A 15,195-nucleotide genomic window follows, 5' to 3' on the forward strand; every position below is an offset into this window, starting at 1 on the left:
TGCTGCGTCGCAAAGCGGCCTAAACGACGATGCATAGCTCCTCGCATCATTCAGAAACAGTCGTTGCGTAGAAGGCTGGCATGCAGCACGCCTTGGAATCTGCTTCAATAGGACGGAGCGCGGAGGGGCCTTGGCACCATCCGCCGGCTTCGCGGGAGGGGCATTCGCGTTCGATGGCTGTCGAGAAGAACGGGCGCGCCCGCCGGTCCGGTCGGGGCTGGGTCCTCCTCGTGCTCCTCCTCCTGGGCGGGGGCGGCTATTACGGATGGCAGCGCTCCCGCACGGAGGCGCCGCCCGCCCGTGCCGCGCGGGCGCCCGCCGCCGTGCCGGTGGTGTTGGCGAGCGTCTCGCAGGGGCCCTTCAACCTCGTGCTCGGCAGCCTCGGCACCGTCCAGGCCTACAACACCGTGCAGGTGCGCACCCGCGTCGACGGCGAGATCCAGAAGGTCGCCTTCCAGGAGGGCCAGACCGTCCGCAAGGGCGACTTGCTGGTCCAGGTCGATCCGCGCCAGTACCAGGCCACGCTCGATCAGGCCAAGGCGAAGAAGACCCAGGACGAGGCCAACCTGCGCAACGCGAAGGCGGACCTCGAGCGCTACACCAAGCTCGGCGACTACGCCTCGCGCCAGCAGACCGAGACGCAGGGCGCGCAGGTGGCCCAGCTCACCGCCCAGGTGGCGGCCGACCAGGCGGCGATCGACAACGCGGCGACGCAGGTCGGCTACGCGACGATCCGCGCGCCCATCGACGGCGTGGTCGGCTTCCGGCAGGTGGATGTCGGCAACATCGTCAATTCCTCGACCCAGACCGGTATCGTGACGATCACCCAGGTCGAGCCGATCTACGTCGTGTTCACGGCGCCCGAGGAGGATCTGCCGCGCATCACCAAGGCCTTCTCGGCCGGTCCGGTACCGGTCGAGGCCTGGAGCACCGACGGCCAGACCAAGTTCTCGGATGGCACGCTCAGCGTGATCAATAACCAGGTCGACACGGCGACGGGAACGATCCGGCTGAAAGCGAGCTTCCCCAACCAGAACCACGCGCTCTGGCCCGGACTCTCGGTCTCGACGCGGATGCGCACCGGCATCGTGCAGGACGCCGTGACGGTGCCGGACGACGCGGTCCAGCGCGGGCCGAAGGGCCTCTACGCCTTCGTGGTCGACGGCGAGAACAAGGCCCACGTGCAGGCGATCGCGGCCGGCCATTCCAACGAGGGCCGCACCATGATCCGCGAGGGGCTCGCGCCCGGCCAGAAGGTGATCACGGAGGGTCAGTCCCGCGTGCAGGACGGAAGCCTCGTGGCGGAGCACCGCTCCACCGACACGGCGCAGGCCGAGCCCAGCGCGAACGGAGCGCGCTGAGCGATGAAGGGCGGCATCTCGGCTTACTTCATCCGCTACCCGGTCGCGACCTCGCTGATCATGGCGGGGATCCTGTTCGTCGGGATCGTGGCCTATCCGCTCCTCGGCGTCGCGCCGCTGCCGCAGGTCGACTTCCCGACCATCCAGGTGACCGCGCAGCTCCCCGGCGCCAGCCCGGAGACGATGGCCTCCTCGGTGGCCCAGCCCCTGGAGCGCCAGTTCGCCCAGATCCCCGGCGTCAGCCAGATGACGTCGGTGAGTTCGCTCGGCATCTCGTCGGTCTCGGTGCAGTTCGACCTCAACCGCAACATCGACGCGGCGGCGAACGACGTCCAGGCGGCGATCAACGCGGCGGGCGGGCAGCTGCCCAAGAACCTGCCGAGCCCGCCGACCTACCGCAAGGTGAACCCGGCCGATTCGCCGATCCTTCTCCTGTCGGCGACCTCCGACACGATGCCGCTGATCGACGTCGACGATGCGGTCGACGTGCAGCTCGCCCAGCGCCTCAGCCAGATCTCCGGCGTCGCGCAGGTGCTGATCGGCGGCCAGCAGAAGCCAGCGGTGCGCATCCAGGTCGATCCGGCCAAGCTCGTCGCCAAGGATCTCTCCCTGGAGGACGTGCGCACGCAGCTCTCGATCACCACGGTCAACAACCCGAAGGGCAATTTCGACGGGCCGACGCGCAGCTTCACGGTCTACGCCAACGACCAGCTCACGGACGCGAAGGACTGGGACAACGTCATCATCGCCTACCGCAACGGGGCGCCCCTGCGGGTGAAGGACATCGGCCACGCCGTGGCGGGGCCGGAGGACGCCAAGCAGGCGGCCTGGGCGGACGGCAAGCGCGGCGTGTTCCTGGTTATCTTCAAGCAGCCGGGCGCCAACGTGATCGACACGGTCGATCGCATCAAGGCGGAACTGCCGCGCCTGCGCGCCTCGCTGCCGCTCGGGATCAAGGTCGACCTCCTGAGCGACCGCACCCAGACCATCCGCGCCTCGGTCGAGGACGTGCAGTTCACGCTGCTCCTCACGATCGGGCTCGTGGTGGCGGTGATCTTCGTGTTCCTGCGCAGCCTGTGGGCGACGATCATCCCGAGCATCACGGTGCCGCTGTCGCTGCTCGGCGCCTGCGCGCTGATGTGGATGGCGGGCTACACCCTCGACAACCTGTCGCTGATGGCGCTCACCATCGCGGTCGGCTTCGTGGTCGACGACGCCATCGTGGTGCTGGAGAACATCGCCCGCTACATCGAGGAGGGCATGAAGCCCCGCGAGGCGGCCTTCAAGGGCGCGGGCGAGATCGGCTTCACCATCGTCTCCATCTCGATCTCGCTCGTCGCGGTGCTGATCCCGCTGCTGCTGATGGGCGGCATCATCGGGCGGCTCTTCCGCGAATTCGCGGTCACGCTGGCGATGGCGATCGGCGTTTCGGCCTTCGTGTCGCTGTCGCTGACGCCGATGATGGCCTCGCGCTTCCTCAAGCCCCACAGCGAGGAGCATCACGGCCGCCTCTACCGCTTCAGCGAGCGGATCTTCGAGGCGATGGTGAACGGCTATTCCCGCACCCTCGACGTGGCTTTGCGCCACCGCTTCATCACGCTGCTCACCTTCCTCGCCACGGTGGCGCTGACCGTCCACCTGTTCATGATCATTCCGAAGGGCTTCTTCCCACAGCAGGACACGGGCCTGATCACCGGCATCACGGAAGCCGGCCAGGACATCTCCTTTACGGCCATGCAGAAGCGCCAGGAGGAGGTCGGCAAGGTGATTCAGGCCGATCCTGACGTGGCCAGCGTCGCCATGTCGATCGGCGGCAACGGCCAGTCGCTCAACACCGGCCGCATGTTCATCACGCTCAAGCCCCGCCACGACCGGCAGGCGGACGCCTTCCAGATCATCGGGCGGCTGCGCCCGAAGCTCGACAAGCTCATGGGCGTGAAGGTGTTCCTGCAGGCGGCGCAGGACGTGCGCACCGGCGCGCGCTCGTCGCGCACGCAGTTCGAGTACACGCTCCAGGATCCGGATCTCGACGAGCTGAACACCTGGTCGCCGCGGATCCTCGACAAGCTGAAGACGCTGCCGGAGCTGCGCGACGTCGCCACCGACCAGCAGACCAGCGGCACCACGCTGACGCTGAAGATCGACCGCGACGCCGCTTCTCGCTACGGCATCACGCCGCAGCTGATCGACGACACGCTCTACGACGCGATCGGCCAGCGTCAGATCGCCCAGTACTTCACGCAGCTCAACAGCTACCACGTGGTCCTGGAGATCCTGCCGGTCCTTCAGGGTACGCCGGACACGCTGCGCAACATCTACGTGAAGTCTCCGACCACCGGCGGGCAGGTGCCGCTCGCGGCCTTCGCCTCCTGGACCACGGACCCGGTGCGGCCGCTCTCGATCAGCCACCAGGGCCAGTTCCCGGCGGTGACGATCAGCTTCAACCTCGCGCCGAACGTGGCGCTGGGCCAGGCCACGACGGCGATCGAGCAGGCGAGCCGCGAGATCCAGGTCCCGCAGACGGTGGTCGGCGGCTTCCAGGGCACCGCCCAGGCCTTCCAGCAATCGCTCAGCACCGTGCCGCTGCTGATCGTGGCGGCGCTGATCGTGGTCTACCTGATCCTCGGCGTGCTCTACGAGAGCTACATCCACCCGCTGACGATCCTCTCGACCCTGCCCTCGGCGGGCGTGGGCGCGCTGGCGATGATGCTGACCTTCGGCTTCGACTTCAGCCTGATCGGGCTGATCGGCATCATCCTGCTGATCGGCATCGTGAAGAAGAACGGGATCATGATGGTCGACTTCGCCATCGCGGCGGAGCGCAGCGAGCACCTGCATCCCGAGGAGGCGATCCGGCGGGCGGCGGTGCTGCGCTTCCGCCCGATCCTGATGACCACGATGGCGGCGCTCCTCGGCGGCATCCCGCTGATGTTCGGCACCGGCACCGGCTCGGAGATCCGCCAGCCGCTGGGCTACGCGATGGTCGGCGGCCTGGCGGTGAGCCAGGTGCTGACGCTCTACACGACGCCGGTGATCTACGTGTATCTCGACCGCCTGGCGAACTGGCTCGCCGGCCGCCAGCCCGACGAGCCGGACGACGGACGGGGCGAGGACGGCGAGGCGGAGGAGTACGGACCGGGCCGGGAATTGCAGGCGGCGGAGTAGGGGAGGCGCCGGGCAGGAGAGGGGCGCCCCGGTGCCGGATAGACTGGAACCGTGGCGACGGGCGCCACATTCAGAAACGGGGTTCTCCTCTCGGCGCGACTTCGTCCCGCTGCGCTTACTCCGTTCGCCACACTCCCCCGTATCGGCTGCCGTGTGCACACAACTCCGAAAAATCCATCTCTGTCAGTCCGAGAGATGAAGCCGTCGCAAGGCCTCCGACGAGCGCATCGGGGCTGATCCGCGGGGATGCCCTGACCATCTGACCGACATTGCGGGACAAATTCTCAGTCGTACATTCTGGATATGTATCAGATTTCACACAGCAATAGGAACGCAAAACAAAGCATAATATCCCATTAATGGCAATAAACCCATCTCCTCATGCTGAGGTGCGAGCGGAGCGAGCCTCGAAGCACCCCACAGCATCTCCTCCAAGGGGGCTTTTCTCTTGGATCAGCCTTCTGGGTGCTTCGAGGCCGCTGCGCGGCACCTCAGCATGAGGAGTGTCGCGCGCTCCAGGCGCGGTCATTCGATGAGCCGGCTATCGAAATGTGTGCACACGGTAAGCCCGCAGAGGAGGGAGGGTTGACCCGCGCGCCTTCCTCCGAACGCCGCGGTGGCTACCCCCCGAACCGCCCCGCCAGGGCGGTGCTCAGCCGCTCGCCCTCCGCGATGAACCGCGTCGCGGCCTCCTGGGCGGCGGGCGTGCAGACCCGGTAATTGATCGCGTAGCCGCGATAGCCGCGGTTGTAGGCGCCGGCGATGCGGTCGCGGCGGCCCGGCGTGGTGCCCTCCGCCTCGATCAGCGCCTTCATCCGGGCCGGCCACTCGGCCGCGTCGGGCTGGCCGCAGAGGTCGCGCAGGAAACTCAGCGCCCCGATGATCTCGGAGAGCCGCAGCAGATCCTTGTCGTAGGGCGCCGGAACGTCCGTGGGGGCGGGCGCGGGCGCCTCCTTCTCCGGCGGCTTCGCCGGGGCGGCAGGCTTCGGGCGGTTCTGCGCGAGGGCGCCGTCGAGGGAGGCGAGCCCGAGCGTCGCGGCGAGCGCCAGGGCCAGTCCCCGCCTCACGCGCAGCCCTCCACGGCCGCGACCGCCTGCGCGAGAATCGGCAGCAGACCCGCGGTGGTCGGCAGCGCCGCCGCCTCCTCGGGCGTCACCCAGAGCACGTCGAGGGCCTCGTCCCCCCGCATCGGCTCGTGGCGCAGCCAGCGCGCCGCGTGGGCCAGGATCACGAAGTGGTGCAGAACGCGGCCGTCGTCGTCGCGCTCGATCACCTCGGTGGGCAACAGGGACGCGACGATCTCCGCCTCGACGCCGACCTCCTCGCGCAGTTCCCGCAGGGCCGTCTCGGCGAGGCGCTCGCCGGGCTCCACCAGCCCGCCGGGCAGCGAGTAGAGCCCGTGCAGGGGCGCGCCGCCGCGGGAGGCGACGAGGACGCGGCCCCCGCGCACCACCGCCACCGAGGCGGCGAGGAAAGGGCGGGCCGGGTAGCGCCGGCCGTTCGGGTTCGTCGCCGTCACGGGCGCAGGTCGGCGACGCGGCCGTCCTCGAGGGCGACCAGGATGTGGAGCGAGCGTCCGCTCCCGAGCACCACCGGCGCGGCCCGCGCCGGGGCCGGCAGGGGGATGCGGGCGCGCTCGTGGATGCCGCCCTTCAGCGACACCAGGGCGAGGGCCGTCCGGTCCCGGGTCGGGACCGCCAGCGCCGGGGCGCCTCCGTCGAGATCGACGGGGGCGCCGCCCTCGGCGTAGCCCGGCGCCTCGCCCGCGAGTGCGAGCCCGCCGGACCCGAGGCGCCAGTGCTGCAGGCGGCCCTCGCCGCCCTCACGCACGGACGCGAGGCTGGCACGGCCCGACCCCTCGAAATCCCCGGCCGCCACCGGCCCTGGGAGGCCGGCCTCGGCGGGGCTCTCCGCGGCGACGCCCCAGGTCTCGCCCTGGCGCGCGATCACCGCGAGGCTCGCGCGGTCGCCGCTGCGCTTGGCGGTCACGAGGTGGACCCGCCCGTCGAGGTCGAAGGCCTGGACGGCCTCGCCGCCGAACACCGCGTCGTCCCCGGCGGGCACGGTCGAGGTCGCGATCGGCACCGGCTTCGGGTCCGCGCTCGGCGCCACCGGCTGGCGCTCGCGCACGGTCACCGAGGTGGCGGCCGGGCGCCCGTCGGGACCGCTGCGGGGATGGCTGAGGAAGGCCGAGACCGGCCCCGACAGGGCGCGGCGGGATCCGGGCACGGCGCCCCGCGGCGTCTCGGAAGCCGAGAGGCCCTCGGCGGCCTCGGCCGGGATCGGCGTCGCGGCGACACCGCCCTCGCCGAGGGTGAGCACGGCCCCGCCCGCCTCGCCCCAGGCGACGGCGACGCCGCCCGGGCGCCGCGGCAGCAGGCCGGACGTCTCGGCCGCGAGCGCGGGCTCGCTGCCGGGGCCGCGGATCTGCGTCACCCGGAAGGGGAGGGGAAGCAGCGTGACCGTGGGCTCGGCCCGCGCCGGGCCGGCGAGGCCGATCAGGAGGGCGAGCGCGAGCCCCCTCCGGTCACACATGCTGCCCGCCGTTGATGTGGAGCTCCGCCCCGTTCACGTAGGACGAGGCTTCCGTACACAGGAAGTAGATCGCCTTGGCGACCTCGTCCGGGGTGCCGAGGCGCCGCTGCGGGATCTGCGCCACCAGCTTCTCGGTCCCGGGCGAGAGGATCGAGGTGTCGATCTCGCCGGGCGAGATCGCGTTCACCCGCACCCCGAGGGGGCCGAAATCCGCCGCCATCTCGCGGGTCAGGCCGGCGAGGGCCGCCTTGGAGGTGGCGTAGGCCGCCCCCGCGAAGGGATGCACCCGCGAGCCGGCGATCGACGTCACGTTCACGATCGAGCCGCGCGCCCGGGTGAGTTCGTTGCACAGGCCCCGCGCCAGCAGGATCGGCGCGAAGAAGTTGACCTGGAAGACCCGCTGCCAGTCGCCGAACGGGGTCGCGATCGCGCCCAGCCGCTCGCCGCCCTCGCCCTTGGGCGAGATGCCGGCGTTGTTGACGAGGGCGTGGAGCAGGCCGCCCTCGGCCTCCAGCCGCCGCGCCACCTCCTCGACGCCGCGGATCGTGTCCTGCGGATCGGCGAGATCGACCTGGAGGTGGTCCTCCGGCCCCATCTCCCAGGGGCAGTTTTCCGGGAAGGCGTGGCGCGAGCAGGTGATGACGCGCCAGCCCGCGGCCGAGAAGCGCTTGACGGTGGCGTGCCCGATGCCGCGGCTCGCGCCGGTGAGGAGCATCACGCGCCGGCGTTCGTTGCTGGACTGGGCCAAGGCTGCTCTCGAATCCGGTGACGGCGCGCCGCCGCGCGGCGCGCGTCGTGGAAAGGTCTAAGCCCGGGGCCGGCGGAAATCCAGCCTCGCGGTGCCGCAGCGCAGCATCACGGGAACAGGCGCGCCTTCTCCCAGCCGTCGCCGGCCTTGGTGAACCGCACCCGGTCGTGCAGCCGGAAGGCGCCGTCCTGCCAGAATTCCAGGGCCACGGGCGCCACCCGGAAGCCGGTCCAGTGGGGCGGGCGCGGCACCTCGCCCTCGGGGAAGCGCGCTCCGACCTCCGCCACCGCCCGCTCCAGGGCGCCGCGGCTCTCCAGCGGCTGCGATTGCTGGCTCGCCCAGGCGCCGAGCCGGCTGTCGCGGGGGCGGCTCGCGAAGTAGGCGTCGGCTTCCGCTTCCTCGACCCGGGACACCGGGCCCCGGGCGCGCACCTGCCGGCGCAGGCTCTTCCAGTGGAACAGGAGCGCCGCCTGCGGGTTCTCGGCGAGTTCGAGGCCCTTGGCGGAGCGGGAGTTGGTGTAGAACACGAAGCCGCGCGCGTCGAAGCCCTTGAGCAGGACGATGCGCGCGTCCGGCAGGCCGTCCCGGCCGGCCGTGGCGAGCGTCATGGCGTTCGGATCCTCGGGCTCGCTCCGCTCGGCCTCCGCGAACCAGTCGCGGAACAGCGCCAGGGGATCGGTGCGCTCGGTGAACTCACCGTTCATTAACGCGGCCACGGCATCGTCCTTCCCATGTGACAACCGGATCTGGGGGCAGCCCGGCGTCGCAGCGTCGCGTCGGCGTCCCGGGCCCGTCCCGCGCTCGGTAGAGGTGTAATGCGTCGGCACGTCTGTAAAGGGAATGGGCCAGCGACACGGCGCCCGGGCGTCCTGGCGCTCGCCGTCTCGGTCGCGGCGGGCGGCCTGCTCGGCGTGGCCGGGTGCAGCCAGCCCCTGCTCGTGTTCCAGGCGCAGCCCGAGGCGGCCGCGCCGGCCGCGGAGGATCCGCCGACGACCGGCAGCATCGGCCCGGTCGCGCCGCGGAGTTTCGGCGGCGACCTCTCGGAGGAGGATTGGCGCCGCGCCAAGGCGGCGCTCGCCGTGGCGCTCGACCCGCAGGGGAACGGGCAGCCGGTGAAGTGGGACAATCCCGAGTCCCGGATGCGCGGCATGGTCAACCCGACCGGCCTGCCCTACGTCTCCCGCGACGAGATCTGCCGCAACTTCCTGGCGACGGTGATCGCGCCCACGGGAAGCCGCTTCGTGCGCGGCACCGGCTGCCGCCCGTCCGGCGGCGCCTGGGAGCTGAAGAGCCTGAAGGCGACGCGAGTCCCGGCCTGACGGGCGGCGGGAGGTCCGGGGCTCTGCGTTGCAATGCGGCAACACATCCCCCACATGGACGCCGACGGACTTCATCACGGAGCGCCCCTCGGGCTCCGCAACGGCATTCGGATCCCATGCGCAACCCCTACGACGTGCTCGGCGTCAGCCGCACCGCCGACGAGGCGGAGATCAAGAAGGCCTTCCGCAAGCTGGCGAAGGTCCATCACCCCGACCGCAACAAGAACGACGCGAAGGCCCAGGACCGCTTCGCGGAGGTCAACCAGGCCTACGAGATCCTGGGTGACGCCAAGAAGCGGGCCGAGTTCGACCGCGGCGCCATCGATGCCGAGGGCAAGCCGCGCTTCCAGGGCTTCGAGGGCTTCGGCGGCGGCGGCGGCCCGCGCGGCGGCTTCTCGGGCTTCGACTTCGAGTCGATGGCCCGCGCGCGTGGCGGCGCGGCGCCCGGGGGCGGCGCGGGCTTCGGCGAGGACATCTTCTCCCACCTCTTCGGCGAGGCCTTCCGCAGCGCCGGCGCGGCCGGCGGCGCGCGCACCACGGCGCAGAAGGGCGACGACGTCGCGGCGGAACTCACCGTCTCCCTCGACCAGGTGGCGAGCGAGGCCAAGCTGCGGCTCGCCCTCCCGTCGGGCCGCGAGGTGGACGTCGTGGTGCCCAAGGGCGTGACGGACGGGCAGGTCATCCGCCTGCGCGGCCTCGGCCATCCCGGCCGGGGCGGCGGCGACGCGGGCGACGCGCTCCTCACCATCCGCATCGCCGCCGATCCGCGCTTCCAGATCGAGGGGGCGGACCTGCGCACCAGCGTCGAGGTGCCCCTCGAGGACGCGGTGCTGGGCGGCCCGGTGCGGATCCAGACCCTCACCGGCGCGGTCGAGATGAAGATCCCGCCGATGACGAGTTCCGGCCGCACCTTCCGGTTGCGCGGCAAGGGCCTGCCGCGCAAGGACGGCACGCGGGGCGATCTCCTGGCGAACGTGGCCGTCGTGCTCCCCGAGACCGCCGACGAGGCGCTCCTGGATTACGCCCGCAAGCGGCGCAGCGCTCGCGCCACCACCGGGTGAGGAGCGGGCGGGCGGGGTGGACCCGGCTCCGTGGCGCGGCTGTCCGGGGACAATCCAAGGCCCCTGGACTGCGCCTTGGTTTCCGGACAACGCCGTTCAGACAACAAACTCCGCGTGTCCAGCTCGCGCGGGATCCCCTCTCCCGAGTGGGAGAGGGGTAGGGGTGAGGGACGGACGCTTCAGCAAGAAGGCGGGACCGCGCCGCTGGCAGCGCGACGGTTCTGACATTTTGCTGAAGCCGAGCCACCCTCACGCAGGATCTCCGATCCCCCGGCCCCTCTCCCACTCGGGCTTGCGGATTCACAGAACGCCAAAAATACAAACAGGGCAGATGTTTACATCGACACACGACGGTTCTCGGGTGGGGCGCGGGGAACCCCTCTCCCGTGCGGGAGAGGGGCAGGGGTGAGGGTCCAGGTGGTTCAGCAAGAAAACTGAACCGTCCCGCTACCAGCACCGACCATTGCGGATGCTTGCGGCACGGTCCGGGACCCTCACCCCTACCCCTCTCCCGCACGGGGGAGGGGATCCCGCGGGTCTCCTCGGTTCCGTTCAAGCGACTGCGAAAGAAGCGCTTTTTCATTCCGATAGGAGAAGTGTGAACACGCTAGCCCACTCGGGAGAGGGGAGAAGTGCCTCTGATTTTCCCCGAACAGCCCTGTCCGCGGAGGGGGGAGGGGTTCATCCCCCGGTGCCCGCCCCTCCGATCGCAAGGGCTTTCCGCTCCCTTCGCACCCGGCTAACCTCGCGCGTCAAGAAGCGGGCCGCCCCGCACTCCCTCCGCCTGGAAGTCGACAGCGCCCGCATGCCTCGCACCCGTCCCGGTGCCAGTCCCCACGATGAGGCCGATCCGCCCCGGCGCGCCCGGGCCGGCGCCGTGCGGCTGTCGCCCGACGGGCAACTCGTCGTGGCCCCGGCCGCCCGCGCCCGGGCGGCTCCGCCCTCGGCCGATGCGCGCCTCCTCGCCATCGCGGCCGAGCACCTGCGCCGCGTCGGGCACCGGCAGGTCACGGTGGTCGCCGTCGCGGCCGAGGCGGGCATGACGCACGCCAACGTCTACCGCTACTTCCCGTCGAAGACCGCGCTCGTCGACGCGGTGGCCGGGCGCTGGCAGCGGGAGGTCGAGACGGAACTCGCCGCCATCGCGGACGCCCCCGACCCGGCCGACGACAAGCTGGAGCGCCTGCTCACCGCTCTCGCGGCCCTGCAGCGGGAGGTGCTCGCCCAGGACCCGCACCTCTTCGCCGTCCATCTCGACGCGACGGTGGAGTCCCGCCCGATCGCCCGGCGCCACCGCGGCCGCCTGCGCACCCTCGTGGAGCGCGTCGTCGACGAGGGGCTGAACGGGGGGGCCTTCCAGCTCCGCGACCGGGAGCGGGCGCTCGCCTTCGTGTTCGACGCCAGCCACCGCTTCCTTCATCCGGCCTCGATCCAGCTCGACGCGGAGGTGCCGCGGGACCTGATCGAGGCGCGGCTCGGCGCCGTCATCCGGGCGATCCTGCGGGTGCTGCGCACCGGGACGCTCTGACGAATGACATTCGGGGCATGATGTAACAATCCCTGTGTGTTCTGCTAAGATGTTGAGCTAGAGAAGAAATCGGATCCGCATGAGGATCCGGGAGAGGGTCGGGGCGGCCCGAACCCTGCGTCCGGGAGCGGCTTCGGGTTGTCCGCCATTGGCTTTTCGGCCAAACAAGCCGCGCCGGCGCGGGGCACCTCGCGAGGCGGACCCCGGCCCCAGACGGTTCCACCCAAAGCCGCGAAGGATCGGTTCTCATATGGCACGCAAGAAGATCGCGCTGATCGGCGCCGGGCAGATCGGCGGAACCCTCGCGCACCTCGTCGGCCTCAAGGAACTCGGCGACGTCGTCCTGTTCGACATCGCCGACGGCGTCCCGCAGGGGAAGGGCCTCGACATCGCGGAATCCGCCCCGGTCGACGGCTTCGACGCGAAGTACGCGGGCGCCAGCGACTACGCCGCCATCGCGGGGGCCGACGTGGTGATCGTCACCGCGGGCGTGCCGCGCAAGCCCGGCATGAGCCGCGACGACCTGATCGGCATCAACCTGAAGGTGATGGAGCAGGTCGGCACCGGCATCAAGACGCATGCCCCGAACGCCTTCGTGATCTGCATCACCAACCCGCTCGACGCGATGGTCTGGGCGCTGCAGAAGTTCTCGGGCCTCGCCCCGAACAAGATCGTCGGCATGGCCGGCGTGCTCGATTCCGCCCGCTTCCGCCACTTCCTGGCCGAGGAGTTCGGGGTCTCGGTCGAGGACGTCACCGCCTTCGTGCTCGGCGGCCACGGCGACGACATGGTGCCGCTGGTGCGCTACTCGACGGTGGCCGGCGTGCCCCTGCCCGACCTCGTGAAGATGGGCTGGACCACCCAGGAGAAGCTCGACGCCATGGTCGAGCGGACCCGCAAGGGCGGCGGCGAGATCGTCAACCTGCTCAAGACCGGCTCGGCCTTCTACGCCCCGGCGGCCTCGGCCATCGCCATGGCGGAGAGCTACCTGAAGGACAAGAAGCGCGTCCTGCCCTGCGCCGCCCACCTGTCGGGCCAGTACGGCATCGACGGCCTGTTCATCGGCGTGCCGATCGTGATCGGCGAGAACGGCGTCGAGCGCGTGGTCGAGGTCGCATTCTCCCCGGAGGAGAAGGCGATGTTCGACAAGTCCGTCGCCTCGGTGAAGGGCCTGGTCGAGGCCTGCAAGGGCATCAACTCCGCCCTGGCCTGAGAGGCCAGGGGGCGAATGGGGAATGGCGAATAGCGAATGGGGGCGCCCGCGGCGTCCCCGTTCCGCGCCGACTGCCATTCGCCACTCGCCATTCGCCATTCGCCTATCGGGAAGCATCCATGAACATCCACGAATACCAAGCCAAGGCGGTGCTGAAGGAGTTCGGCCTGCCCGTGTCGAACGGCAAGGCCATCTTCAAGGCGAGCGAGGCCGAGGCCGCCGCCAAGGAGCTCGGCGGGCCGCTCTGGGTGGTGAAGTCCCAGATCCACGCCGGCGGGCGCGGCAAGGGCAAGTTCAAGGAGGCCGAGGCCGGCGAGAAGGGCGGCGTGCGCCTCGCCAAGTCGGTCGAGGAGGTGAAGACCTTCGCCGAGCAGATGCTCGGGCGCACCCTCGTGACCGTGCAGACCGGCGAGGCCGGCAAGCAGGTCAACCGCCTCTACGTCGAGGACGGCTCGGACATCGAGACCGAGTTCTACCTCTCGATGCTGGTCGACCGCGCCACCGGCCGGGTCGCGTTCGTGGTCTCCACCGAGGGCGGCATGGACATCGAGCAGGTCGCCCACGACAGCCCTGAGAAGATCGTCACCTTCTCGGTCGATCCGGCCACTGGCGTGATGCCCCACCACGGCCGCGCGGTGGCCAAGGCGCTGGGCCTCACCGGCCCGCTCGCCAAGGAGGCGGAGGATCTCACCGCTAAGCTCTACCAGGCGTTCACCGCCAAGGACATGAGCATGCTGGAGATCAACCCGCTGATCGTGACCACGGACGGGCATCTGAAGTGCCTGGACGCCAAGATCTCCTTCGACTCGAACGCTCTCTACCGCCGCCCGGAGATCGTGCAGCTGCGCGACACCACCGAGGAGGACGAGAAGGAGATCGAGGCCTCGAAGTACGACCTCGCCTACATCGCGCTCGACGGCACCATCGGCTGCATGGTCAACGGCGCCGGCCTCGCCATGGCGACGCTCGACATCATCAAGCTCTACGGCGAGGAGCCGGCGAACTTCCTCGATGTCGGCGGCGGCGCCTCCGAGGAGAAGGTGACGGCGGCCTTCAAGATCATCACCGCCGACCCGAACGTGAAAGGGATCCTCGTCAACATCTTCGGCGGGATCATGAAGTGCGACGTGATCGCCAACGGCGTGATCGCGGCCGTGAAGGCGGTCGGCCTGCAGGTGCCCCTGGTGGTGCGCCTGGAGGGCACGAACGTCGAGAAGGGCAAGGAGATCATCCGCTCGTCCGGGCTGAACGTCATCCCGGCGGACGATCTCGACGACGCCGCCCAGAAGATCGTCGCGGCCGTGCGCCAGCGCTGACGCCCTGAAACGCTAAGCACCGGAGCTCACGTCCGTGTCCATCCTGATCGACAAGACCACCAAGGTGATCTGCCAGGGCTTCACCGGCAAGAACGGCACCTTCCATTCCGAGCAGGCGATCGCCTACGGCACCAAGATGGTCGGCGGCACCTCGCCCGGGAAGGGCGGCTCGACCCATCTCGGCCTGCCCGTCTTCGACACGGTGCAGGAGGCCCGCGCGGCCACCGGCGCCGACGCCTCGGTCGTCTACGTGCCGCCGCCGGGCGCCGCCGACGCGATCTGCGAGGCGATCCAGGCCGAGATCCCACTCATCGTCTGCATCACCGAGGGCATCCCGGTCCTCGACATGGTGCGGGTGAAGCGGGCGCTCGAAGGCTCGAAGTCGCGGCTCATCGGCCCGAACTGCCCCGGCATCGTCACGGCGGGCGAGTCGAAGATCGGCATCATGCCGGCCAACATCTTCAAGCCCGGCTCGGTCGGCATCGTGTCGCGCTCCGGCACGCTGACCTACGAGGCGGTGTTCCAGACCTCGAACGAGGGCCTCGGCCAGACGACGGCGGTCGGCATCGGCGGCGACCCGGTCAAGGGCACCGAGTTCATCGACATGCTGGAGATGTTCCTCCGCGACGAGAAGACCGAGTCGATCGTGATGATCGGCGAGATCGGCGGCTCGGCCGAGGAGGAAGCCGCGCAGTTCATCCGCGACGAGGCCAAGCGCGGGCGCAAGAAGCCGATGGTCGGCTTCATCGCCGGCCGCACGGCGCCTCCGGGCCGCCGCATGGGCCACGCGGGCGCGATCATCTCGGGCGGCAAGGGCGGCGCCGAGGACAAGATCGCCGCCATGGAGGAGGCCGGCATCCGCGTCTCCCCGTCGCCGGCCCGGCTCGGCAAGACCCTCGTCGAGGTCCTGAAGGGCTAACCTCCGATCGATGCGTCCCGCGCATGGCTG

General features: G+C 70.4%; 13 protein-coding genes. 8 read left to right on the forward strand and 5 right to left on the reverse strand.

Features of this window, described 5'->3' with window-relative positions; genetic code table 11:
- Nucleotides 1–173: 173 nt before the first annotated feature.
- Together ACW9J6_RS17940 and ACW9J6_RS17945 are read left to right on the forward strand one after the other, a co-directional pair.
- Nucleotides 174–1,361, forward strand: coding sequence for an efflux RND transporter periplasmic adaptor subunit (locus ACW9J6_RS17940; protein WP_457117858.1), 1,188 nt, complete (start codon nt 174–176; stop codon nt 1,359–1,361).
- A gap of 3 nt (nt 1,362–1,364) precedes the next feature.
- Nucleotides 1,365–4,526: a multidrug efflux RND transporter permease subunit gene (locus ACW9J6_RS17945; RefSeq protein ID WP_457117859.1), complete on the forward strand. Its 3,162-nt coding sequence runs from the start codon at nt 1,365–1,367 to the stop codon at nt 4,524–4,526.
- A gap of 620 nt (nt 4,527–5,146) precedes the next feature.
- Here the strand turns inward: ACW9J6_RS17945 and ACW9J6_RS17950 are convergent.
- From ACW9J6_RS17950 to pdxH, 5 genes are all read right to left on the reverse strand, one after another.
- Nucleotides 5,147–5,593: a TIGR02301 family protein gene (locus ACW9J6_RS17950; protein ID WP_457117860.1), complete on the reverse strand. Its 447-nt coding sequence runs from the start codon at nt 5,591–5,593 to the stop codon at nt 5,147–5,149.
- On the reverse strand, nt 5,590–6,045 hold the full coding sequence (locus tag ACW9J6_RS17955; RefSeq protein WP_457117861.1) for an NUDIX hydrolase: 456 nt from the start codon (nt 6,043–6,045) through the stop codon (nt 5,590–5,592). The genes ACW9J6_RS17950 and ACW9J6_RS17955 overlap by 4 nt, the downstream gene beginning before the upstream one ends.
- Nucleotides 6,042–7,061 carry a hypothetical protein gene (locus tag ACW9J6_RS17960; RefSeq protein WP_457117862.1) on the reverse strand — a complete coding sequence of 340 codons (1,020 nt, stop codon included), beginning with the start codon at nt 7,059–7,061 and terminating at the stop codon, nt 6,042–6,044. Before ACW9J6_RS17960 ends, ACW9J6_RS17955 begins: the two co-directional genes overlap by 4 nt.
- Entirely contained in the window at nt 7,054–7,776 is a 723-nt protein-coding gene (locus ACW9J6_RS17965; RefSeq protein WP_457117956.1) for an SDR family NAD(P)-dependent oxidoreductase, read from the reverse strand. Before ACW9J6_RS17965 ends, ACW9J6_RS17960 begins: the two co-directional genes overlap by 8 nt.
- A gap of 140 nt (nt 7,777–7,916) precedes the next feature.
- Nucleotides 7,917–8,513 (reverse strand): pyridoxamine 5'-phosphate oxidase, encoded by a 597-nt coding sequence (gene pdxH, locus ACW9J6_RS17970; protein ID WP_457117863.1) that lies wholly within the window; start codon nt 8,511–8,513, stop codon nt 7,917–7,919.
- A gap of 111 nt (nt 8,514–8,624) precedes the next feature.
- On the opposite strand from pdxH, the gene ACW9J6_RS17975 reads away from it, so the two are divergent.
- The 6 genes from ACW9J6_RS17975 (at nt 8,625) to sucD (ending at nt 15,165) form a co-directional block, all read left to right on the forward strand.
- Entirely contained in the window at nt 8,625–9,128 is a 504-nt protein-coding gene (locus tag ACW9J6_RS17975; RefSeq protein WP_457117864.1) for an RT0821/Lpp0805 family surface protein, read from the forward strand.
- Between the two features lie 116 nt (nt 9,129–9,244).
- Nucleotides 9,245–10,189, forward strand: coding sequence for a DnaJ C-terminal domain-containing protein (locus ACW9J6_RS17980; protein ID WP_457117865.1), 945 nt, complete (start codon nt 9,245–9,247; stop codon nt 10,187–10,189).
- An 805-nt stretch (nt 10,190–10,994) separates the two neighbouring features.
- Nucleotides 10,995–11,717: a TetR family transcriptional regulator gene (locus ACW9J6_RS17985; RefSeq protein ID WP_457117866.1), complete on the forward strand. Its 723-nt coding sequence runs from the start codon at nt 10,995–10,997 to the stop codon at nt 11,715–11,717.
- A gap of 250 nt (nt 11,718–11,967) precedes the next feature.
- Complete coding sequence (gene mdh / locus ACW9J6_RS17990) at nt 11,968–12,930, forward strand: malate dehydrogenase (protein WP_457117867.1); 963 nt, start codon at nt 11,968–11,970, stop codon at nt 12,928–12,930.
- Between the two features lie 119 nt (nt 12,931–13,049).
- Nucleotides 13,050–14,246, forward strand: a complete 1,197-nt coding sequence (gene sucC / locus ACW9J6_RS17995) for an ADP-forming succinate--CoA ligase subunit beta (protein ID WP_457117868.1) — start codon at nt 13,050–13,052, stop codon at nt 14,244–14,246.
- Nucleotides 14,247–14,280: 34 nt separating this feature from the next.
- Nucleotides 14,281–15,165, forward strand: coding sequence for a succinate--CoA ligase subunit alpha (gene sucD, locus ACW9J6_RS18000; RefSeq protein WP_457117869.1), 885 nt, complete (start codon nt 14,281–14,283; stop codon nt 15,163–15,165).
- The last annotated feature ends 30 nt before the right edge of the window (nt 15,166–15,195 follow it).

Source organism: Methylobacterium sp. JK268, from assembly GCF_054052225.1.

Excerpts from the sequence above, each read along its gene's own strand:
- sucC (WP_457117868.1), top strand. The coding sequence starts at position 13,050 with ATGAACATCCACGAATACCAAGCCAAGGCGGTGCTGAAGGAGTTCGGC.
- ACW9J6_RS17975 (WP_457117864.1), top strand. The coding sequence starts at position 8,625 with ATGCGTCGGCACGTCTGTAAAGGGAATGGGCCAGCGACACGGCGCCCG.
- pdxH (WP_457117863.1), bottom strand. The coding sequence starts at position 8,513 with ATGAACGGTGAGTTCACCGAGCGCACCGATCCCCTGGCGCTGTTCCGC.
- ACW9J6_RS17960 (WP_457117862.1), bottom strand. The coding sequence starts at position 7,061 with ATGTGTGACCGGAGGGGGCTCGCGCTCGCCCTCCTGATCGGCCTCGCC.
- ACW9J6_RS17965 (WP_457117956.1), bottom strand. The coding sequence starts at position 7,776 with ATGCTCCTCACCGGCGCGAGCCGCGGCATCGGGCACGCCACCGTCAAG.
- ACW9J6_RS17945 (WP_457117859.1), top strand. The coding sequence starts at position 1,365 with ATGAAGGGCGGCATCTCGGCTTACTTCATCCGCTACCCGGTCGCGACC.
- ACW9J6_RS17940 (WP_457117858.1), top strand. The coding sequence starts at position 174 with ATGGCTGTCGAGAAGAACGGGCGCGCCCGCCGGTCCGGTCGGGGCTGG.
- ACW9J6_RS17985 (WP_457117866.1), top strand. The coding sequence starts at position 10,995 with ATGCCTCGCACCCGTCCCGGTGCCAGTCCCCACGATGAGGCCGATCCG.
- ACW9J6_RS17980 (WP_457117865.1), top strand. The coding sequence starts at position 9,245 with ATGCGCAACCCCTACGACGTGCTCGGCGTCAGCCGCACCGCCGACGAG.
- mdh (WP_457117867.1), top strand. The coding sequence starts at position 11,968 with ATGGCACGCAAGAAGATCGCGCTGATCGGCGCCGGGCAGATCGGCGGA.